Source organism: Rhizobium terricola, assembly GCF_012927355.1.
Taxonomy (GTDB): Bacteria; Pseudomonadota; Alphaproteobacteria; order Rhizobiales; family Rhizobiaceae; genus Allorhizobium; species Allorhizobium terricola.
This window is the reverse complement of record NZ_JABBGK010000001.1, coordinates 1,657,567-1,675,633: the sequence shown is the minus strand read 5'-3', so window position 1 is coordinate 1,675,633 and position 18,067 is coordinate 1,657,567. Positions and strand designations below refer to the sequence as shown.

Sequence of the window (18,067 nt, the reverse complement as noted above, 5' to 3'; positions counted from 1 at the left end):
GATCGGCCAGTTTTGGGTCAGATCGGCACACGTGCGCCGCACTCACCGGTTGCCTGCGGTTTGACACGGATCACCGAAGCGTGACACGGATCGTGTCATGAGGTGGCCTGGCCGATGGCCGGCACCGCAACAGGACGCTCGCTCATGGAAAAGAAACACGTCTTCAATCTCAGCTACTTCCTCTTCGCCTTCGCGCTCCTGATGGCGTTCCAGGCCTGGATCGGCTACCGCGACTATGCCCAGCTCAGCTATAGCGAGATGATGCGCCTGGTCGACGAGGGCCGGATCGTGTCCGTGACGCTGACCGAGAGCCGTGTCGAGGGTGAGTTCAGGGAGCCGGTCGACGGGCGCAAGTATTTCGTCGCCAACCGGGTCGATCCGGCCTTCGCCGCACTCTTCGAAAAGGCCGGCGTGAAGATCACCGGCGCCACCGAGAACAACTGGCTGACCACGCTCCTGTCCTGGATCCTCCCGGTGATGGTCTTCTTCGCGCTCTGGTCGTTCTTCTTCCGCGGCATTGCCGAGAAGCAGGGCATGGGTGGGTTGATCAACATCGGCAAATCGCGCGCCAAGATCTATCTCGAACGCAAGACCGGCGTGACCTTCGACGACGTTGCCGGCATCGACGAAGCGGAAGCAGAGCTTCAGGAGATCGTCTCCTTCCTGAAGGACAAGGATCGCTATGGGCGCCTTGGCGCCCGCATTCCGAAGGGCATCCTGCTGGTCGGGCCGCCGGGTACCGGCAAGACGCTGATGGCACGGGCCGTCGCGGGCGAGGCGGGCGTGCCCTTCTTCTCGATTTCCGGCTCCGAATTCGTCGAGATGTTCGTCGGCGTCGGCGCCGCCCGGGTCCGCGACCTCTTCGAGCAGGCCCGCCAGGCCGCCCCTTGCATCATCTTCATCGACGAACTCGACGCGCTCGGGCGCGCCCGCAACTCATTCGGTGGTTTCGGCGGCAATGACGAGAAGGAGCAGACGCTGAACCAGCTGCTCGCCGAACTCGACGGCTTCGACCCGCGCGTCGGCATCGTTCTGCTCGCCGCCACCAATCGGCCGGAGATCCTTGATCCGGCCCTGATGCGCGCCGGGCGGTTCGACCGCCAGGTCGTCATCGACCGGCCCGATCGCAAGGGCAGGGCGGCGATCCTCGAGGTGCACATGAAGAGCGTCACCATCGAGCCGGGCGTCAGCGTAGACGAGATCGCCGGCCTGACGCCCGGCTTCACCGGTGCCGACCTCGCCAACCTGATCAACGAGGCCGCGATCCTTGCCACCCGTCGGGGAGCGGAGAAAGTCGGAATGGCGGACTTCGTCGCAGCGGTCGAGCGCATCATCGCCGGGGCGGAGCGCCGCAGCCGCATTCTCAATACCGAGGAGCGCCGCCGGGTCGCCTATCACGAGATGGGCCACGCGCTGGTCGCGGCCGGCCTGCCGACCGCCGATCCGGTCCAGAAGGTCTCGATCATCCCGCGCTCGATCGGTGCGCTCGGCTACACGCTGCAAAGACCGACCGAGGACCGGTTCCTGATCACCGCGGGTGAACTGAAGGACCGCATGGTCGTGCTGCTGGCCGGACGGGCCGCCGAGGACATCGTCTTCGGTGAAATCTCGACCGGTGCCGCCGATGATCTCGCCAAGGTTACGGACATCGCCCGGGAAATCGTAACCCGGTTCGGCATGGATCCGTCCGTCGGACAGGCGGTGCTGGAGCCGCAGCGCCAGCAATGGCTGGATGACGGACAGATGCGGATGCGGGCGAAGGACTATTCCGAGGCCACTGCACGGGAGGTCGACCTTGCCGTGCGCCGGATGATTGACGAGGCCTATGAACGGGCAAAGGTTGCGTTACAGGGGCGGATCGGCGAGCTTGAAACCGGCGCAAAGCTTCTGCTGGAGCGCGAAACCCTGACGCCGGACGACTACGCCCCGCTGAAGCGCCTGGCTGAGAAAGCGGCCGTGGTCGAAGCCTGAGGCGGTGAACGGCCGTCAGATCGCCGCGAGCCGCTCCTCGTAGAGGGCGGCGATCTGCCGTGCCATCGCCGAGGCCGAGAATTTCGCCTGAAAGGCGACGGGATCGGGCATGGTTGCACCGTGCCACCCCGGCGTCGTCACCGCCTTGGCCATGACACGCGCGAGATCGGTCGGATCGCCCGGTTCCACCAAGGCTCCACTGTCGGCGCCGAGCACCTCCGGAATGCCGCCGACCCGGGTCGCAATCAGTGCCTTTCCGGCTGCAAGTGCCTCGAGCACGATATAGGGCATGGCTTCCGCACGTGACGGCACGACGACGATGTTCGACATCGAAAAGGCGTCCTTGACCGGCATGGCGGGCAGAAGGCCGATCCGGCGGCCGAGGCCGCTCTGCGTGATCTTGTCCCTGTACTTGTCGCGGTCGGGACCGTCGCCGACGATCAGCGCGCTCAAGGGATGGCCGACCAGGCGCTCGGTCTGGGCGAAGGCCTCGATGAAGACGTCTGGCCCCTTGAGGTCCCGGAGCATGCCGGCATAGATGAAATGGACGGCGTCGGAGCGGGCCGGGATTTGGGCGAAATCGCTATCGCTGATGCCGTTGTAGACCGTGCGGTGGGTGCAACGCGGCACCCCGACCTTGTTGATATAGGTGTTCTTCTCGAAATCGCAGACGAACAGGATGGCGTCTGTCATCCGTTCGAAGGCCCGTTCGAGCGCAAAGACGCCGCGCCCGGAGAGCGACGACGGATCGAAGTGCAGGCTGCCCCCGTGGGGCGAATAGAAGCGGGCGACGCGATACTTTCTTACCCGCAGGGCTGAGCCGATGATGCGGACCACTGCGCCACCCTTGGCGCCGTGACCGTGCAGAACGTCCGGCTTCAAACTCTTGATTTCATGAAAACTCTTGTAGAGCGCCGCGGCGTCGGAGAACCCGATCGCGCGTTGGATGGGCATCCGATGGAGGCCGAGTGACAGATAGGGCCTGATCTGTTCGAACAGCTTGTCCTCGTGTCCGCTGCCCGTCGTGCTGTCGCAAAGGATCCCGACCTCGTGGCCGGCACGGCTGTGCTGCTCGGCGAGATCGCGCACATGCCGGAAGATCCCTCCGACAGGCGACCGGAAACAGTGGAGGATGCGCAACGGCTTTCCGTTCGGCATGGATCAAAACAGCCGCTCGCGAACATAGATCGTGTCGCCGGCGAGGATCGGGTCCGTGATCGGTACGCGGCCGGTCAGGATGTTTCCGTTGATCTTGCGGGTGACGTCGACGTCGCGCTGGTTGGCGCGGGTCGAGAAACCGCCGGAGACCGCGATGGCATTGAGTACGGTCATGCCCGGTACATAGGCATATTGGCCCGGCTGTCCGACTTCGCCCATCACGAAGATCGAGCGATAGCGGTCGATCTCGATGGTGACGTCCGGATCGCGCAGGAAGCCCTGGCGCAGCTTTTGAGCGAGCACGCCTTCGAGCTGCGACACGGTCGCGCCGCGGGCTGCCACCTGGCCGACGAGCGGGAAGGCGATGTATCCGGCCTGGTCGACTGTGTAGGTGTTGGTCAGGCTGGCCTGTTCGAAGACCGTGACGCGCAGCCTGTCGCCACTATCGAGGCGGTAGGGCTGGATGGTCGCTTCATGGAAGACCTTCGGCGCCGGCTTGTAGGTCGCGCAGCCGCCAAGCACGGCCGCGGCCAGCGCGACAACGAGCAGCATCATTCCCCTGGTGCCAGCCGATAACATGCGCTTCTGCGCTCCCGATGAAAGAATTCGATATCGACGTTATCATTCGGTTAGGGTTAACGGCTGGTAAAGGCCGGCCGCGTCCTGTCGCCGTGATCGCAATTTACTCGCGACGAACCCCCACCATTCGCAATCTTGGCAAGTTAACGCTTGGGTTACCATGATCCTTTACATTCTCGCGAGAAATGTACCGGGAGTTAGGCATGTCGAGCGTAGGCAACGGTCATCAGGACGTAGATATCGATCTCGCACAGCTCTTTCGGGCCGTGTGGCAGCGCAAGGCGCGCATATTGGCCGTGACGGCGCTTGCCGGCGGCCTGGCCTTTGCCGGCGCGAGCATCATCGCCCCCAGTTTCAGCAGCGAAACGCGGATCCTGATCGAGCCGCGCGAGCCGAGCTTCACCGCCCAGGCGAATGCGCCGGTGACCGCCGATGCCATGCCGGACGAATTGAACATCGTCAGCCAGGTGCAGCTCCTGCAGTCGGTCGACCTCATCAAGCAGGTCGCCCGCGACATGAAGCTCTATGAGCTCGAGGAGTTCGATCCCGACACCAACCCTTCGGCCGTCTCCGATCTGCTTGTCATGCTGGGCCTCAAGAAGAACCCGCTCGATCTGGCGCCGGAAGACCGCGTGCTCAAGGCGTTCCAGGAAAAGCTGCAGGTCTATCAGGTCGAGAAGTCGCGTGTCATCGGCATCCAGTTCACCTCGAAGGACCCGAAACTCGCGGCCGCCATCCCCAATGCGATCGCCGATGTCTACCGCTCGCTGCAGAGCGGCGCGAAACTCGACAGCAATTCGGAAGCCGCCCGCTGGCTGGAGCCCGAGATTGCCAATCTGCGCGAGAAGGTGAGGGAGGCCGAGAAGAAGGTCGCCGAGTATCGCGCTTCCGCCGACCTGATGCCGGTCAGCGAGACCACCAATTTCTCCTCGCAGCAGTTGAGCGACATTTCCGCCGAACTCGCCCGCGTCCGGGGAGAGCGTGCGAATGCCGAGGCCAAGGCCGAGAACGTTCGGGCCGCGCTGAAGGCCGGCAAGTCGACGGAGACACTCGAATCCGTCACCGGCTCCGAAATCATCCAGCGTCTGAAGACGACCGAATCCGAAATCCGCGGCAAGATCGCCGATCTCTCGACCTCGCTGCTCGAAGGCCATCCGCAGATGAAGGCGCTCCGTGCGCAGCTCGCGGGTATCCGTGACCAGATCACCACCGAATCCGCCAAGGTCGCCGCGAGCCTCGAAAACGAGGCGGCCGTTTCCCGTTCGCGCGAAACCCAGCTGATCCAGCAGCTCAACACCGTGAAGGCCGACAGCGCACGTGCCGGTGCCGACGAGGTCGACCTGAAGGCGCTCGAACGCGAGGCCACGGCCCAGCGCCAGCTGCTCGAAACCTATCTTGCCCGCTATCGGGAAGCGACCACGCGCCTCGAAAAGGATGCAAGCCCGGCCGACGCCCGCGTCATCTCGAAGGCCGTCGAGCCGCGCGAGGCAAGCTTCCCCAAGGTGTTGCCGATCACCATCGTGGCTGCCCTTGCCGCACTGGTGCTGAGCGCCGTGATCGTCATGATCGTCGAACTGTTCAGTGGCCGGGCGCTTCGCCCCGTTGGCGGCTCGGTGGTGTTGCCGTCGGCGCCCGTCGAGCCGCAGGCCGCAGAGGTCATCGAAGTCGCGGCCGTTGCAGCCGCACCACAGGCAAAGCCGGCAGTCGCGCGCAACGACATTCCTGCGAGCCTCCTGTCGGTCCAGCCGGACGAGGAGCTGGCGGTCGCCATGGAGCAGACGCTGGATCTCGCCCCGGAGGACGAAGAAGCAGAGGACGTCGCCACCGGTGACGAATTCTCGATCGAGTCGGTTGCCGACTATCTCGTCGAGTCCGGTGCACGCATTGCCTTTGCCATCTCCCCCTCCGGCGACGATGGTTCGACGGCAACCGTGATGCTGGCGCGTCACCTCGACGAGATCGGCCGCAAGGTGGTGGTGATCGACATGACCGGCTCTGCCTGCCCGACCTGGCTGATGGCGGCCCGCAAGGACCTGCCGGGCATCACCGATCTTCTCTGCGGTGTCGCACCCTTCTCCGAGACGATCCATCCGGACCGCCTGTCGGGCGCCGATATCGTGCCGCAGGGCAATTCAGACGTGCGCCAGGCGATGCGCGGTGCCGATCGCCTGTCGATGATCGCCGATGCACTTGCCGACGCCTATGACCTGGTGCTCGTGGAGTGCGGTCCGGCCAATGCCGAGGGCGTCTCGCGGTTGAGCCGCAACGGCGCCCACGAAATCATCCTCTCCGCGCCGAAGCCCGACGAGCAGGAACTCGTCGAGATCATGGCCGCCTTTGAAAAGGTCGGTTATGCGGATCTGGTCCTGATGACCGGAGAAACACCGGCCGCGCGCAAGACGGGCCGGCGTGACGCTGCCTGATCAGTCTTCTGGGCCGGTCGAGCGGGCCGGAGCACTGTCGGCGTGAGCTCTCATCCGCTGGATGACCGAATAGAGCTGCGGATTGCCCTTGATCACGGCTTTGGCGCGCGTCACGCCGCGTTGCGCGATCGAGGCGATCCGTCCTGCGGCGCTGATCGGCAGCAGGATGTCATGCTGGATCGTTTCGACGGTGCACCAGCGCCGCTTGTAGTCCTGGTCGCCCAGACCGAAGTCGAAGAGCGCTGCACCTTCTTCGCAGCAGCGTTCGATCATCAGCCAGAACAGCAGTTCACCCGGGCTTGCCTCTGCGACGAGGCTTTCATCGATCGAGCCGAACTGGCAGATGACGTGGTCACCCTTGCGCGACAGTCCGGCAATCGCGGCGATCTTGCCTTCATGCGCACCCTTGAGGCGAATGGCATGCAGCTCGAGCGGCGTGTCGGCGCTGCCGCGGTCCACTTCGAGCAGCATGCGGAAGAACGCCTGCGTCTCCGGTGACTGGAAGACGTTCGGGATGCCGTGCGCCTTGAAGCGGATCGCCTTCTGGTCGAAGAAGGTGGCAAGCAGCGCTTGTTTCTCAGCTCCGGTGCGGGCGATGAAGTGGTCGAAGCCGCCTTCCGCCTCGATCTTGCGGCACTGGCTGCGGTACTTCTTGCGCCGTCGCTTGCCGTTCAGCTGGGCGATGGTCTGCTCGAAATCGGCGGTCAGCGGCAGCTGGAAGGCGTGGTTCTGGTTCTCGATCGCCGGCAGGCCCACGAGCGGATGCCGCGCGCCACGCCAGTCCAACGGAATATTGGTCAGGTTGACGAGGTCCGCCTTCCCGGCGAGAAGCCGGGTGAGGGCACGGACGATCACGGTTCCGTCTTCGGTTGTCGCGTGATCGCGAAATTCCGTCGAGAACAGCCCCGTGTTGATGTTGTTGAACCGGCCGCCGATGAACTGGGCGCTGCGCACCATCCCGTGCCTGACGAGCTCGAGCGGCAGGATGAACACCGTCCGGCCGTTCTGGCACCCCTGCACGATGGCAAGCGTGTTATCGTGGGTCTTCGCCCATGCGCTGCACCAGTCATAGGATTGATGCAAAGAGTTGAGGTTGTCCGCCTCGAGACGGCGCCAGTCGGATTCGAGCGGTTCCAGCCGGTCATGAAGCTTGAGTTCGATTTCGCCGCCTATGGACGGGGCGGCCGTCGCGGGGGCGGAAAGCGCGACGAGGCCGGCCGGCGCGACAGTCGCACGCTCGACACTGTGGATATCGACCTTGGATATCTGCACGCCCGCTCTCCATCGGATGAAGTGATCGTCCGACCATAGCGATGGGGAGGGGAAGAATCGGTTAGCGTCGACGCTGCCTTCGGCTTTTCCGCGTGACGCGGTTATCGCCCGGTTAATGCATCTCCGATCTGGAGCACTGGGGGCTCACTTCTTGATAGGCCCGGCCATCCACTTGATGATCAGCATGGCCGGCAGGATCCACAGCAGTCCGGACAGCAGGAAGTAGAGAAGGTGGACCCACCAGGGCGAGGCGCCGAGAAAGGCGGAGGCAATGCTGGTCGCGAGAATCGAGTATAGGATCACGATGAACAGGATAAGGATGGTGCCGATGAATTTGCGCAACCTGACGGGCATCGTCTATCTTCCTTTTCCGCGCGTGATGGGGGCGGGGCGCGACCGCTTGCCGCAAACGGCCGGGGTTGTTTTGCACGGGCAAGTCATGCAAATCAACCGCCTGAATGAGGATTGACGAATGACAAGTGCAATGATCGCCGACGAAAATACCCTGCGCCAGAGGATCGGGAGGCAGGAGGCCAATCGTCGCGCGATCCGGATCTGGCTCGGCGTCGTTCTCGCGACGCTCTTCTGTCTGGTGCTGGTCGGCGGCGCGACGCGGCTCACCGATTCGGGGCTTTCGATTACGGAGTGGAAGCCGATCCACGGCGCCATTCCGCCGCTGACCGCCGCGGAATGGGAAGAAGAGTTCGCCCTCTATCAGCGCATCCCGGAGTATGAGCAGGTCAACAAGGGTATGACCGTCGAGGAGTTCAAGAAGATCTTCTGGTGGGAATGGGGCCACCGCCTGCTTGCCCGCAGCATCGGCCTCGTCTTTGCACTTCCGCTTCTCTACTTCTGGATTTCCGGCCGCATCGAGCGCCGTCTCCGGCTGCCGCTGGTCGGGCTCCTGGCGCTGGGTGGATTCCAGGGTTTCATCGGCTGGTGGATGGTGTCCTCCGGCCTCGCAGAGCGTGTCGATGTCAGCCAGTACCGGTTGGCGACCCACCTCGTCACCGCCTGTCTGATCTTCGCGGGATGCACGTGGATCATGCGGGCGCTCGCCCCCCACAGCGACGACCCGGAGCCGTCGCATGGTGCGAGACGGTTCGCGGCCGCGCTCGCTTTCCTGACCTTGTTGCAGATCTATCTCGGTGCGCTGGTCGCCGGCCTCGACGCGGGCCTTGCCTACAACACCTGGCCGCTGATGGACGGTGCGCTGGTGCCGGGCGACCTGTTCGTCCAGAGCCCGGCCTGGCTGAACCTGTTCGAGAATGCCAAGACGGTGCAGTTCGTCCACCGGCTCGGCGCCTATTTGCTGTTCGCCGCCGCTTTCGTGCACATGATCCAGTGCCTGCGCCAGGCGCCGTCGACCACGCATGCCCGCCGCAGCGTCCTGCTCTTCGTCCTCGTCACCATACAGGCGGCGCTCGGCGTCACCACGCTGCTGCTGCAGGTTCCCCTGCACGCCGCGCTCGCCCATCAGGGCGGAGCGCTGGTCGTGCTCGGTTTCGCGGTCGCCCACTGGCGCGGTTTCATCGGGGCCTATCCGCCCGAGGTGATGATCGCGGAACGGACGTAAAGCCGGTCGTCAGCCGAAGCGGTAGCCCGAATAGGGCTTTCCGCGGAATTCGCCGCGAAAGACATGCTGCCCGGCGTCGCTGCCGGCGGCACCTGCCGCGACGAACAATGGGACCAGATGATCGTGGTCCGGAACGTGGCAGGCGCGGGCGTCGGGGTTTTGTTTCCAGGTCGCCAGCCTTGCCGCTCTCTCGTCAACATCGGCGATCGCCACGGCATCGCTCAGCCAGTCGTCGAAGCGGACGGCCTGTTGCTTGTGTTCCGGCGTGTCGTGGAAGAACATCCGCATGTTGTGGTAGCTCATCCCGGAGGCGACGATGAGGATGCCTTCGTCACGCAGCGGTTCCAGTGCCTTGCCGATCGCCACATGGCTTTCGACGTCCAGCGTGTTCTTCATCGACATCATGACGAGCGGAACGTCGGCATCCGGATAGGCGACCATCATCGGAATGAAGACGCCGTGGTCGAAGCCACGCTTGTCGTCCTCCGCCGCCGGAATGCCGGCGGCTTCCAGCAGTTGACGGGCGCGATGCGCGACCTCAGGTGCACCGGCTGCGGGGTAACGGATCTGGTAGGTCTCCGGCGGAAAGCCGGAATAGTCGTAGAGCATGCCGGGATGCGCCGCCGTGCTCAAGGTCGGCTTTGCCTCGTGCTCCCAGTGTCCCGAAATCATCAGGATTGCCTTCGGTCGACGACCGACGGCACTGTCCAGGCTCTTTAGGAAATCCGAGAGGTCGGCCCACGGAACCTTGCCGTCCGGACCGGCCGGGAACTGCATGAACGGCCAGGGACCGCCGCCGTGCGGAATGAAATAGACCGGAAAACGTTCGTTGTTCATGGTGCGCCTCATCTGCTTGTTCAACAGATATAGCAATCACACTGCAAGCTGACGATCCGCCGTTCAGGCAACGAATCGTTCGACATTGTTGAACGGAGGACGGGCCGTCGTGATTTCCCAATGAACAATACGTCGATGCTTCGCCGGGTTCACTCCGGCGTGTGGCAGACGGCCTCGATGTTATGCCCATCCGGGTCGAGCACGAAGGCGGCGTAATAGTTCGGATGGTAGTGAGGGCGAAGGCCCGGGCCGCCATTGTCGGCGCCACCGGCCGCGATCGCTGCTGTATAGAAGGCGTCGACCGCTGCCCGATCGGGGGCGGTGAAGGCTATGTGTACCTGACCCTTGCTGCGGTCGCCGGAACCGATCCAGAAGGATGGCTTGCCGGCAACGCCGTAGCCGGCCCCTTCGTAGGCGCCGCCCGTTTCCTCGCTGGTGACCGTCATCACGCAGGCCGCGCCGATCGACGGCATGACCGCATCATAGAAGGCCTTCGACGTGCGATAGTCGGCAACCGACAGACCGATATGGTCGAGCATCCGAGACTCCTTGTCGTCGTTTTCAGATGCCCGCTGGCACTTTTACGCCGAGAGCATCAGGTCCATGTTCTGCACGGCCGCACCGGAAGCACCCTTGCCGAGATTGTCGAGTACTGCCACGAGATTGACATGCGGTCCGCCTTCGGTGCCGAACACGTAGAGCTTCATCGTGTCCTGGCCCACCAGTTCTTCGGCGTCGACGCGCGCAAGCTTGGCGCTGACGTCGAGCGGGACAACGGTGACGATGTCCTGGCCCGCATAATGGGCGACGAGCGCCTGGTGGATGCTCTCGATCGTGGTACCCGCCTTGAGGTCGTCAAGGAAGAGCGGTAGCTGCACGATCATGCCCTGGGCGAAGCGTCCGACCGACGGCGAAAAGAGCGGCGCCCGGTCGAGCAGCCCATGGGTTTTCATCTCGGGAACGTGCTTGTGCTTCAGCGTCAGCCCGTAGAGGAAGTTGTTGGCGCCGATGGCTTCTGGATGGTTCTCGTCCTCCATCTGCGCAATCAGCTGCTTGCCGCCGCCGGTATAGCCGGAAACCGCATTGACGGTCACCGGATAGCCGTCCGGCAGGATGCCGGCGGCGCGTAGCGGCCGGATCAGGCCGATCGCCCCGGTCGGATAGCAGCCCGGATTGGCGACGAACCGGGCCGAGCGGATCTTGTCGCCCTGTGCCTTGTCCATCTCGGCAAAGCCGTAGGCCCAGTCTGGCGCGACGCGGAATGCGGTGGAGGTGTCGATGATCCGGATATTGTTGTTTCCGGCCACCATCTTCACCGCTTCCTTCGACGCGTCGTCGGGCAGGCACAGGATGGCGATGTCTGCGCTGTTCAGCAGATCCTCGCGCAACGCCGCATTGCGCCGTTCCGCCTCCGGGATCGACAGCAGCTCGACGTCGCGGCGGCCGGCCATGCGGGTGCGGATCTGCAGTCCCGTGGTGCCATGTTCGCCGTCGATGAAGATCTTCGCTGTCATTTTGTCCTCTCCTGTCAGGAGCTTGGGTGGTTTTCCGGAATCGGTTCGTGAATGCGGTGATTCAAAGTCTCAGCCGCGAAGCGCCCGGCGCTCCGCGTGGAGGCCCAGCATATACATCGCCACCGTTGCCCCGGCAATGGCGGTGATGTCCGCATGGTCGTAGGCCGGGGCGACCTCGACCACGTCGGCTCCACGGATGTCGAGCTTGCGGAGGTTGGCGAGTACGGAGAGGATCTTGGCGCTCGACGGACCGCCGGCCACCGGCGTACCCGTGCCGGGGGCATAGGCCGGGTCGAGGCAGTCGATGTCGAAGGTGAGATAGGCGGGGCGATCGCCGACATGGTCGAGGATCAGCTCAGCCAGTTCACCGGACTTCAGCTCCTCCACCTCGTGGCCGTAGACGATGCGGATACCGCAGTCGTCCGGCGCATGGGTACGAATACCGACCTGGATCGAGTGGACGGGATCGATCAGGCCTTCGCGCACGGCGCGCCCGACGAAGGAGCCGTGGTCGATGCGCTTGCCGTCGTCGAACCAGGTGTCCTGATGCGCGTCGAACTGTACTAGTGCCAGCGGCCCGTGCTTGGCGACATGCGCCTTGAGCAGCGGCCAGGTGACGAAATGGTCGCCGCCGAGCGTCAGCAGGAAGCCGGTGCCGGCAAGGATCTTCGCGGCCTCCTTTTCGATCGTGTCCGGTGTCTGCCAGTGGTTGCCGTAGTCGAGCAGGCAGTCTCCGTAGTCGATGACGGCCATGTCGGCGAAGAGGTCGCGTTCGAAGGGATATTGCGGGTCGTTGTCGAAGATCGCGGAGGCGCGGCGGATCGCCTGCGGCCCGAAGCGCGCGCCGGGGCGATTGGACGTGGCGGCGTCGAAGGGAATGCCCCAGACCACGGCATCGGTTCCCTCGAGCGACTTGGTGTAGCGGCGACGCATGAAGGAGAGGACCCCGGCATAGGTCGGGTCGGTCGCGGCGGACTTGAGTTCGGTTGCGGTGAAGGCGTGGTCGATGGTCTTCTCGGCCATGGATGTCTCTCTTTGCGCCGCTTTACGCGGCTCTTGCGTTTTCGGCCGGATATTACGGGCGAGCGCGGCAATTGCCAGAGAATTCTGAGTGAGAGACTTTCGCGAAAGCCGGCGGCTCGACGCAAAGAAGGCGCGGACCTCTTCAGTCCTGCGCCTTCCTCCTTGCCCACCCCCGTGGCCCGAGACCGTGTCTCTGAAGCGGAGCGCAAAAGGCCGGCAATCGTGCTCGCCCGGCTTCACGTATCAGAGAGTTGAGGCAATCTTGGCGCGGGGCGAGACTTCCTGCACGGACTTTATTTGGATTGCCGCCGCGCCGGCGCGTGACACTTGGCGACAGTGGGAAATCTGCATCACCTACGACGCGAGAAGGCGCCAAGCCTCGAAAAGAAACGCAAAAGGCGGAGCCGAAGCCCCGCCTTTTCGAAAGATCGTGTCCGGAAGCGATTAACGCTTCGAGAACTGGAACGAACGACGGGCCTTCGCCTTGCCGTACTTCTTACGTTCAACGACACGGCTGTCGCGGGTCAGGAAGCCGCCCTTCTTCAGGATCGAGCGCAGGCCCGGTTCGAAGTAGGTGAGGGCCTTGGAGAGGCCGTGGCGAACAGCGCCGGCCTGACCGGAGAGACCACCGCCGGTAACGGTCGCAACGATGTCGAACTGGCCGGTGCGGGCAGCTGCCACGATCGGCTGCTGCAGGATCATCTGCAGAACCGGACGGGCGAAGTATGCAGAGAAGTCACGGCCGTTGACGGTGATCTTGCCGGAGCCCGGCTTGACCCATACGCGGGCGACGGCGTTCTTGCGCTTGCCGGTCGCATAGGAGCGGCCTTGGGCGTCGACCTTGCGGACGTGAACCGGAGCAGCAGCTTCCTGGCCGGTGCCGAGATCCTTCAGGGAAGAGAGGTCAGCCATTATCAGGCGCTCCTTACGTTCTTGCTGTTCAGCGAAGCCACGTCGAGGGCGACCGGCTGCTGTGCTTCATGGGGATGGTTCGAGCCGGCGTATACGCGCAGGTTCTTCATCTGGCGACGGCCGAGCGGACCGCGCGGGATCATGCGCTCGACGGCCTTCTCGAGAACGCGCTCCGGGAAGCGGCCTTCGATGATGGCGCGTGCGGTGCGCTCCTTGATGCCGCCCGGATAGCCGGTGTGCCAGTAGTACTTCTTGTCGGAGTACTTCTTGCCGGTCAGAACGACCTTCTCGGCATTGATGACGATGACGTTGTCGCCGTCGTCAACGTGGGGGGTGTAGGTGGCCTTGTGCTTGCCACGCAGGCGCATGGCGATGAGGGAGGCGAGGCGACCGACAACGAGCCCTTCGGCATCGATGATGATCCACTTCTTCTCCACCTCTGCAGGCTTCTGAACGAAGGTAGACATGGGTGACACTTTCCGTTTTGGACCCGGCTTGCCGAAGCGCGACGGGCGTTTCTTGTTGCTTTGTTTCGTGCTTCTGAGCGCACAAAATAGAAAGCGGTCCCGAAGGGCCGCAAACTGGGCGTTGTATAAGCTGGCCGTCTTGTCGGGTCAAGAGATGCGGTTTTTGTCGACTTCGGAAATCGCCATTAAAAAACAATGTGTTATCTATGTGGTATTATTTTACCCCATACCGCTTTGTGCCAAATGCCGGTTTCGGGCAGTTGTTTTCCGCGCTGAACGCCGTTCCGGGGCGTCTCAACGCGGCGGGATCGAATAGGTGGCCGTCGCCTGGGCGATGGGCTCCTCGCTTCCCGCCTGGAGGAGAAGTGCGTCGATCACGGCGAGCCGCTTGCCGAGCTTCAGGATGCGGCATTCACAACGGATGAGCTGCGGCTTGGGCAGGCGCAGGAAATTGATGTTGAGGTTCGTCGTGACCGCGAGCGCGACGGGTCCGATATGGGCGAGAACCGCCGCATAGGCCGCGACATCTGCAAGGGCGAACATGGCCGGCCCCGACACCGTGCCGCCGGGCCGCAGATGCCGTTCCGACGGGTCGAAGGTCATGGTCACGCGGCCGGCGGCGACTTCGCTCACATGAAAGACACGGCCGTCGGTATGAATCTGCGGGAAATCCGTCTCGAGAAAGGCATTGATCTCGTCGGCGGTCATGATCGGTTGCATGCGGGCGGTCTCTCGGGGCGGGGTCTTTCAATCGCTGCCGTTTTTATGGCAGGCTTTGACCCGAGTGCAAATGGAAAGGGAGGCCGTGATGGCGGAAGTTGTGTCTTTCAAAAGGGATGGCGAGGGACCGGCAGCCGGCCTCGTTCTCTCTTCACGCGCGGGAGGCGTCCTGCGCCTGACGCTCAACAATCCCCCTGCCAATGTGCTGTCGATCGCCATGATGGAGGCGCTTCATGCCGCGCTTTCGCAGGCAGGAGACGATCCAAGTGTTCGGGTCGTGGTGATCGCGGCGACCGGACAGCTGTTTTCTGCCGGCCACGACCTGAAGGAAATCACCGCTCACCGCGCGGACGCCGATCGAGGCCGCGCCTTCTTCGAAAAGACCATGCGGCTTTGCGCCGACCTGATGCTGAAGATCACCCATCTGCCGAAACCGGTGATCGCCGAAATCGACGGGCTGGCGACCGCCGCCGGATGCCAGCTGGTTGCGTCGTGTGATCTGGCGATCTGCACCGACACTGCGACCTTCTGCACGCCCGGCGTGAACATCGGCCTCTTCTGTTCGACGCCGATGGTGGCGGTCAGCCGTGCCGCCCATCGCAAGCAGGCGATGGAAATGCTTCTGACGGGAGAGACGATCGACGCCTCGACCGCCAAGGATTTCGGCCTCGTCAACCGCATCGTACCGAAGCAGTATCTGACTCAGGTGGTCGACAAATATGCCTCCGTCATCGCGTCCAAGTCGCCGCTGACGCTGAAGATCGGCAAGGAGGCGTTCTATCGCCAGTTGGAAATGCCGCTGGAAGCCGCCTATGACTATACCGCCCAGGTGATGGTCGAGAACATGCTGGCGAAGGATGCCGCCGAAGGCATCGGCGCCTTTCTCGACAAGCGCCATCCCGAATGGACGGGCGAGTGAACGAGTGGGGAGGCCCGTTTTTGGGGTGGAAACGCCGGACGCAAGGTTCGGTGGTGCGCTATCTGTTGTCTATAACAATGATTGTGGCGCCACCGATCGCAACCATGAGGCGATACTAATATTGACATGAACAAAGATCGAATTTAGAGAGAACAAAATGTGTCTTGTGCCATTCGCCTATAAGGTCAGCTACGAGGATTGACAGCATGTCGCTTGATCGACGCATTTCCCTGATCACGCTCGGCGTTGCCGATGTGGCCGTCAGCACCGCCTTTTACGAGCGGCTGGGTTGGAAGAGATCGACAGCGTCGCAGGACGCTGTCACCTTTATTCAGCTCAAGGGAACGGTCCTTGCGCTTTTCGGGCGCGAGGCCCTCGCGGAGGACGCAGGCGTCGATGCCGGCAAGCCCGGCTTCTCCGGTGTGACGCTGGCCCACAACGTGTCGAGCCCGGCCGGGGTTGATGCGGTGGTGAAATTCGCCGTCTCCTGCGGCGCGACTCTGGTCAAGGCACCGGAAAAGGTCTTCTGGGGTGGCTATTCCGGTTATTTCGCCGATCCGGATGGCCATCTCTGGGAGGTTGCCCACAATCCGTTCTTCCCGCTCGATGAACACGGGCATGTCGTCCTCCCGGACTGACGGTTCCCCGAAGGAGAAGCTGGAAGGATCGCATTTTCACGGTCTCCCTCATCTTCAATTAAGGTGCTGCTCATATTCTGGGTTCGGGACAGTGAAAGGACGGGATTTCTGCCAGATCCGGCGAAGCCGGGAGGAGGAGTCCATGCAGCATGTTTCCTATACCGATGCCTATCTCGCTGGCATCCTTGCATCCGCGCACACCATAGCCGTCGTCGGCGCCTCGACGCGGGACAACCGCCCGAGCCATTGGGTCACCGGCTTTCTGCTCGGAAAGGGATATCGCGTGTTTCCCGTCAATCCCGAGCATGCGGGCGAGAAGATCCTCGGGCAGACCGTTTACGCCCGTCTTGCCGACATTCCGGAGCCCATCGACCTGGTCGATGTCTTTCGTCGCTCCGATTGCTTCGCGGGCGTCGTGGAAGAGGTCCTGAGGCTGCCTGATTTGCCGCAGGCGATCTGGGGGCAGCTCGGTGTCCGGGATGACGTCGCCGCCGCTCGCGCCGAAGCGGCCGGTATCAAGGTGGTGATGGATCGTTCTCTCGTGACCGAATACCCGCTCGTCTACGAGATCGCCCACCGGCGAACCCCGGGTCCTCTCAGCGCCGCCTGACACTCAGGCATTTCGCGGATTCAGAAACGGATCCACGGGCGGCGGATCAGGAACCTGTCATCCGGCAGCGGCTGGCAGCTCAGGACAGGACAGCGCGGGTTGTCGCGCGTCGGAACATAGGTGCGCCCCGCATACTGGTGCGGGTCGCACTGGTTGTTGTCGCGCACATAGCGATCATAGAGCGTCAGGCCGGCAACCCGTTTCGACGGGTAGCGCAAGATGACCGCGCGCTGACTGAGCACTGCGGCCCGAGCCGCCTCGCAGGTCATAGAGGGCGAGTTGTAGCGTGAGATTGCCAGGGCCGGGGAGGCGGCCAGCAGCGAAACGGCGATCAGTGCAAGCGTCTTCATGGGGTCCTCCTGTTTCGAAACATGTCGGATCTGTCTCCGTCTTCCATACAAGATAGGGCATAGTCGCGCCGCCGCTAAGCCTCGTGCCCCGTTCAAGCTGATGCTTGCGCTTGCGGGGCTGCCCTTTCGCACCACATAGAGGTGTGGGTGAAGCATTCCGCTTTCCGTATCGCACGCGAACGAGGACACAATGACCATCGACCACGACCGCTACGATGATGCCTATATCGCCAGCCTTCTCGGCAAGGTGAGGACGATTGCGCTTGTCGGCGCCTCGCCCAATCCCGCGCGCCCGAGTTTCGGTGTCATGCGGTTCCTGCTGTCGAAGGGCTTTCACGTCATCCCGGTCAATCCCGGACAGGCGGGCAAGGAAATACTCGGCCAGAAAACGTATGGAACACTCGCCGAGGTTCCGGAACCGGTCGACATGGTCGACGTGTTCCGTGCCTCCGAATTTCTCAAGACGGTGGTCGCGGAAACGGTTGCGCTTTCGCCGCGGCCGAAGGTGATCTGGGGGCAGCTTTCGGTGCGTGACGATGAAGCCGCGCGCGAGGCCGAGGCCGCGGGCATCGCCGTCGTCATGAATCGTTGCCCGGCGATCGAAATGCCACGCCTCGGCCTTTAGCCTCCGCGGCCCATCGACGTTTCAGCCGGCCAGGAAGTCCGGGCTTGCCCGCAATGCGTTAAGATCCTGGGAATTCGCGCAGTATTGCGCGAAGTTCGCCGCAGCGTTGCCATTGGCGAGATCCCGCCTGCATTCGCCTTTCGAAGCGCAATGCGCACAGTTGATCTGCATGTCGCGGAACTGGGCGCGCAGCCGCATTTCGACTTCCGCAGGGTCGATGTTGAGCGCCCGCATCATCTCAAGCATCTCGTCGGCGGCATGCGGGCCGGCCTTCGCCAGCTCTACCAGTTGGTCGGGCGAGATGCCGCAATCATGGGCGATGCTCTGGATGGTAAAATCGTCCAGCGAGGCGATCATGTCCGCCTCCGCGCTGTTTTCCCATCCCTTGGCGAACCAGCCGATGACGCGCGACAGAACGGTGCGGGTCGGATCGTTGACGACAGTGTTCATGGACAGCCTCCGGTTTGTAACGT

The 18,067-nt window shown here is 63.2% G+C and carries 21 protein-coding genes; 8 read left to right on the top strand and 13 right to left on the bottom strand.

The window, feature by feature from the left end; translation table 11 throughout:
- Nucleotides 1–144 precede the first annotated feature (144 nt).
- On the top strand, nucleotides 145–1,971 hold the full coding sequence (ftsH, locus tag HHL25_RS08050) for an ATP-dependent zinc metalloprotease FtsH (protein ID WP_169588884.1): 1,827 nt from the start codon (nucleotides 145–147) through the stop codon (nucleotides 1,969–1,971).
- Between the two features lie 15 nt (nucleotides 1,972–1,986).
- Here ftsH and HHL25_RS08045 read toward each other — a convergent pair whose 3' ends face one another.
- The gene (locus HHL25_RS08045; RefSeq protein WP_169588881.1) at nucleotides 1,987–3,129 is read right to left on the bottom strand and encodes a glycosyltransferase family 4 protein; all 1,143 of its coding nucleotides are present in this window, start codon (nucleotides 3,127–3,129) and stop codon (nucleotides 1,987–1,989) included.
- Between the two features lie 3 nt (nucleotides 3,130–3,132).
- Nucleotides 3,133–3,708: a polysaccharide biosynthesis/export family protein gene (locus HHL25_RS08040; protein ID WP_169588878.1), complete on the bottom strand. Its 576-nt coding sequence runs from the start codon at nucleotides 3,706–3,708 to the stop codon at nucleotides 3,133–3,135.
- Between the two features lie 203 nt (nucleotides 3,709–3,911).
- Here HHL25_RS08040 and HHL25_RS08035 point away from each other — a divergent pair, with 203 nt between their 5' ends.
- Entirely contained in the window at nucleotides 3,912–6,131 is a 2,220-nt protein-coding gene (locus tag HHL25_RS08035) for a GumC family protein (protein ID WP_169588876.1), read from the top strand.
- Here the strand turns inward: HHL25_RS08035 and HHL25_RS08030 are convergent, their stop codons facing one another.
- Together HHL25_RS08030 and HHL25_RS08025 are read right to left on the bottom strand one after the other, a co-directional pair.
- Nucleotides 6,132–7,403 carry a GNAT family N-acetyltransferase gene (locus tag HHL25_RS08030; protein WP_315853038.1) on the bottom strand — a complete coding sequence of 424 codons (1,272 nt, stop codon included), beginning with the start codon at nucleotides 7,401–7,403 and terminating at the stop codon, nucleotides 6,132–6,134. It abuts the gene before it with no gap.
- A gap of 144 nt (nucleotides 7,404–7,547) precedes the next feature.
- Nucleotides 7,548–7,757: a DUF2842 domain-containing protein gene (locus HHL25_RS08025; RefSeq protein ID WP_169588874.1), complete on the bottom strand. Its 210-nt coding sequence runs from the start codon at nucleotides 7,755–7,757 to the stop codon at nucleotides 7,548–7,550.
- Here HHL25_RS08025 and HHL25_RS08020 point away from each other — a divergent pair.
- Both HHL25_RS08020 and HHL25_RS08015 read left to right on the top strand, forming a co-directional pair.
- A complete protein-coding gene (locus HHL25_RS08020; protein ID WP_169588871.1) occupies nucleotides 7,732–7,872 on the top strand; it encodes a hypothetical protein in 141 nt (46 codons plus the stop codon). The genes HHL25_RS08025 and HHL25_RS08020 overlap by 26 nt on opposite strands.
- A 3-nt stretch (nucleotides 7,873–7,875) precedes the next feature.
- Nucleotides 7,876–8,979 carry a COX15/CtaA family protein gene (locus tag HHL25_RS08015; RefSeq protein WP_169588869.1) on the top strand — a complete coding sequence of 368 codons (1,104 nt, stop codon included), beginning with the start codon at nucleotides 7,876–7,878 and terminating at the stop codon, nucleotides 8,977–8,979.
- Nucleotides 8,980–8,988: 9 nt separating this feature from the next.
- Here the strand turns inward: HHL25_RS08015 and HHL25_RS08010 are convergent, their stop codons facing one another.
- From HHL25_RS08010 to HHL25_RS07980, 7 genes are all read right to left on the bottom strand, one after another.
- Nucleotides 8,989–9,816: a DODA-type extradiol aromatic ring-opening family dioxygenase gene (locus HHL25_RS08010; RefSeq protein WP_169588868.1), complete on the bottom strand. Its 828-nt coding sequence runs from the start codon at nucleotides 9,814–9,816 to the stop codon at nucleotides 8,989–8,991.
- Nucleotides 9,817–9,965: 149 nt separating this feature from the next.
- Complete coding sequence (locus tag HHL25_RS08005; protein ID WP_169588866.1) at nucleotides 9,966–10,355, bottom strand: VOC family protein; 390 nt, start codon at nucleotides 10,353–10,355, stop codon at nucleotides 9,966–9,968.
- Nucleotides 10,356–10,397: 42 nt separating this feature from the next.
- Nucleotides 10,398–11,330, bottom strand: a complete 933-nt coding sequence (argC, locus tag HHL25_RS08000; RefSeq protein ID WP_169588865.1) for an N-acetyl-gamma-glutamyl-phosphate reductase — start codon at nucleotides 11,328–11,330, stop codon at nucleotides 10,398–10,400.
- A gap of 69 nt (nucleotides 11,331–11,399) precedes the next feature.
- Entirely contained in the window at nucleotides 11,400–12,353 is a 954-nt protein-coding gene (speB, locus tag HHL25_RS07995) for an agmatinase (RefSeq protein ID WP_169588864.1), read from the bottom strand.
- A 444-nt stretch (nucleotides 12,354–12,797) separates the two neighbouring features.
- Nucleotides 12,798–13,265, bottom strand: coding sequence for a 30S ribosomal protein S9 (gene rpsI / locus HHL25_RS07990; RefSeq protein WP_169588863.1), 468 nt, complete (start codon nucleotides 13,263–13,265; stop codon nucleotides 12,798–12,800).
- A 2-nt stretch (nucleotides 13,266–13,267) separates the two neighbouring features.
- Complete coding sequence (gene rplM / locus HHL25_RS07985) at nucleotides 13,268–13,732, bottom strand: 50S ribosomal protein L13 (protein WP_169588862.1); 465 nt, start codon at nucleotides 13,730–13,732, stop codon at nucleotides 13,268–13,270.
- Nucleotides 13,733–14,026: 294 nt separating this feature from the next.
- Entirely contained in the window at nucleotides 14,027–14,452 is a 426-nt protein-coding gene (locus HHL25_RS07980) for a PaaI family thioesterase (protein WP_169588861.1), read from the bottom strand.
- An 88-nt stretch (nucleotides 14,453–14,540) separates the two neighbouring features.
- On the opposite strand from HHL25_RS07980, the gene HHL25_RS07975 reads away from it, so the two are divergent.
- From HHL25_RS07975 to HHL25_RS07965, 3 genes are all read left to right on the top strand, one after another.
- Nucleotides 14,541–15,371: an enoyl-CoA hydratase gene (locus HHL25_RS07975; protein ID WP_169588860.1), complete on the top strand. Its 831-nt coding sequence runs from the start codon at nucleotides 14,541–14,543 to the stop codon at nucleotides 15,369–15,371.
- Nucleotides 15,372–15,577: 206 nt separating this feature from the next.
- Nucleotides 15,578–16,009 carry a VOC family protein gene (locus HHL25_RS07970; protein ID WP_169588859.1) on the top strand — a complete coding sequence of 144 codons (432 nt, stop codon included), beginning with the start codon at nucleotides 15,578–15,580 and terminating at the stop codon, nucleotides 16,007–16,009.
- 142 nt (nucleotides 16,010–16,151) lie between these two features.
- The gene (locus HHL25_RS07965) at nucleotides 16,152–16,619 is read left to right on the top strand and encodes a CoA-binding protein (protein WP_169588858.1); all 468 of its coding nucleotides are present in this window, start codon (nucleotides 16,152–16,154) and stop codon (nucleotides 16,617–16,619) included.
- A gap of 20 nt (nucleotides 16,620–16,639) precedes the next feature.
- On the opposite strand, the gene HHL25_RS07960 is transcribed toward HHL25_RS07965, so the two are convergent.
- A complete protein-coding gene (locus tag HHL25_RS07960; RefSeq protein ID WP_169588857.1) occupies nucleotides 16,640–16,969 on the bottom strand; it encodes a hypothetical protein in 330 nt (109 codons plus the stop codon).
- A 196-nt stretch (nucleotides 16,970–17,165) separates the two neighbouring features.
- On the opposite strand from HHL25_RS07960, the gene HHL25_RS07955 reads away from it, so the two are divergent.
- The gene (locus HHL25_RS07955; protein WP_169589660.1) at nucleotides 17,166–17,594 is read left to right on the top strand and encodes a CoA-binding protein; all 429 of its coding nucleotides are present in this window, start codon (nucleotides 17,166–17,168) and stop codon (nucleotides 17,592–17,594) included.
- A gap of 21 nt (nucleotides 17,595–17,615) precedes the next feature.
- Here the strand turns inward: HHL25_RS07955 and HHL25_RS07950 are convergent, their stop codons facing one another.
- Nucleotides 17,616–18,044 (bottom strand): DUF6455 family protein, encoded by a 429-nt coding sequence (locus tag HHL25_RS07950; protein ID WP_169588856.1) that lies wholly within the window; start codon nucleotides 18,042–18,044, stop codon nucleotides 17,616–17,618.
- Nucleotides 18,045–18,067 lie beyond the last annotated feature (23 nt).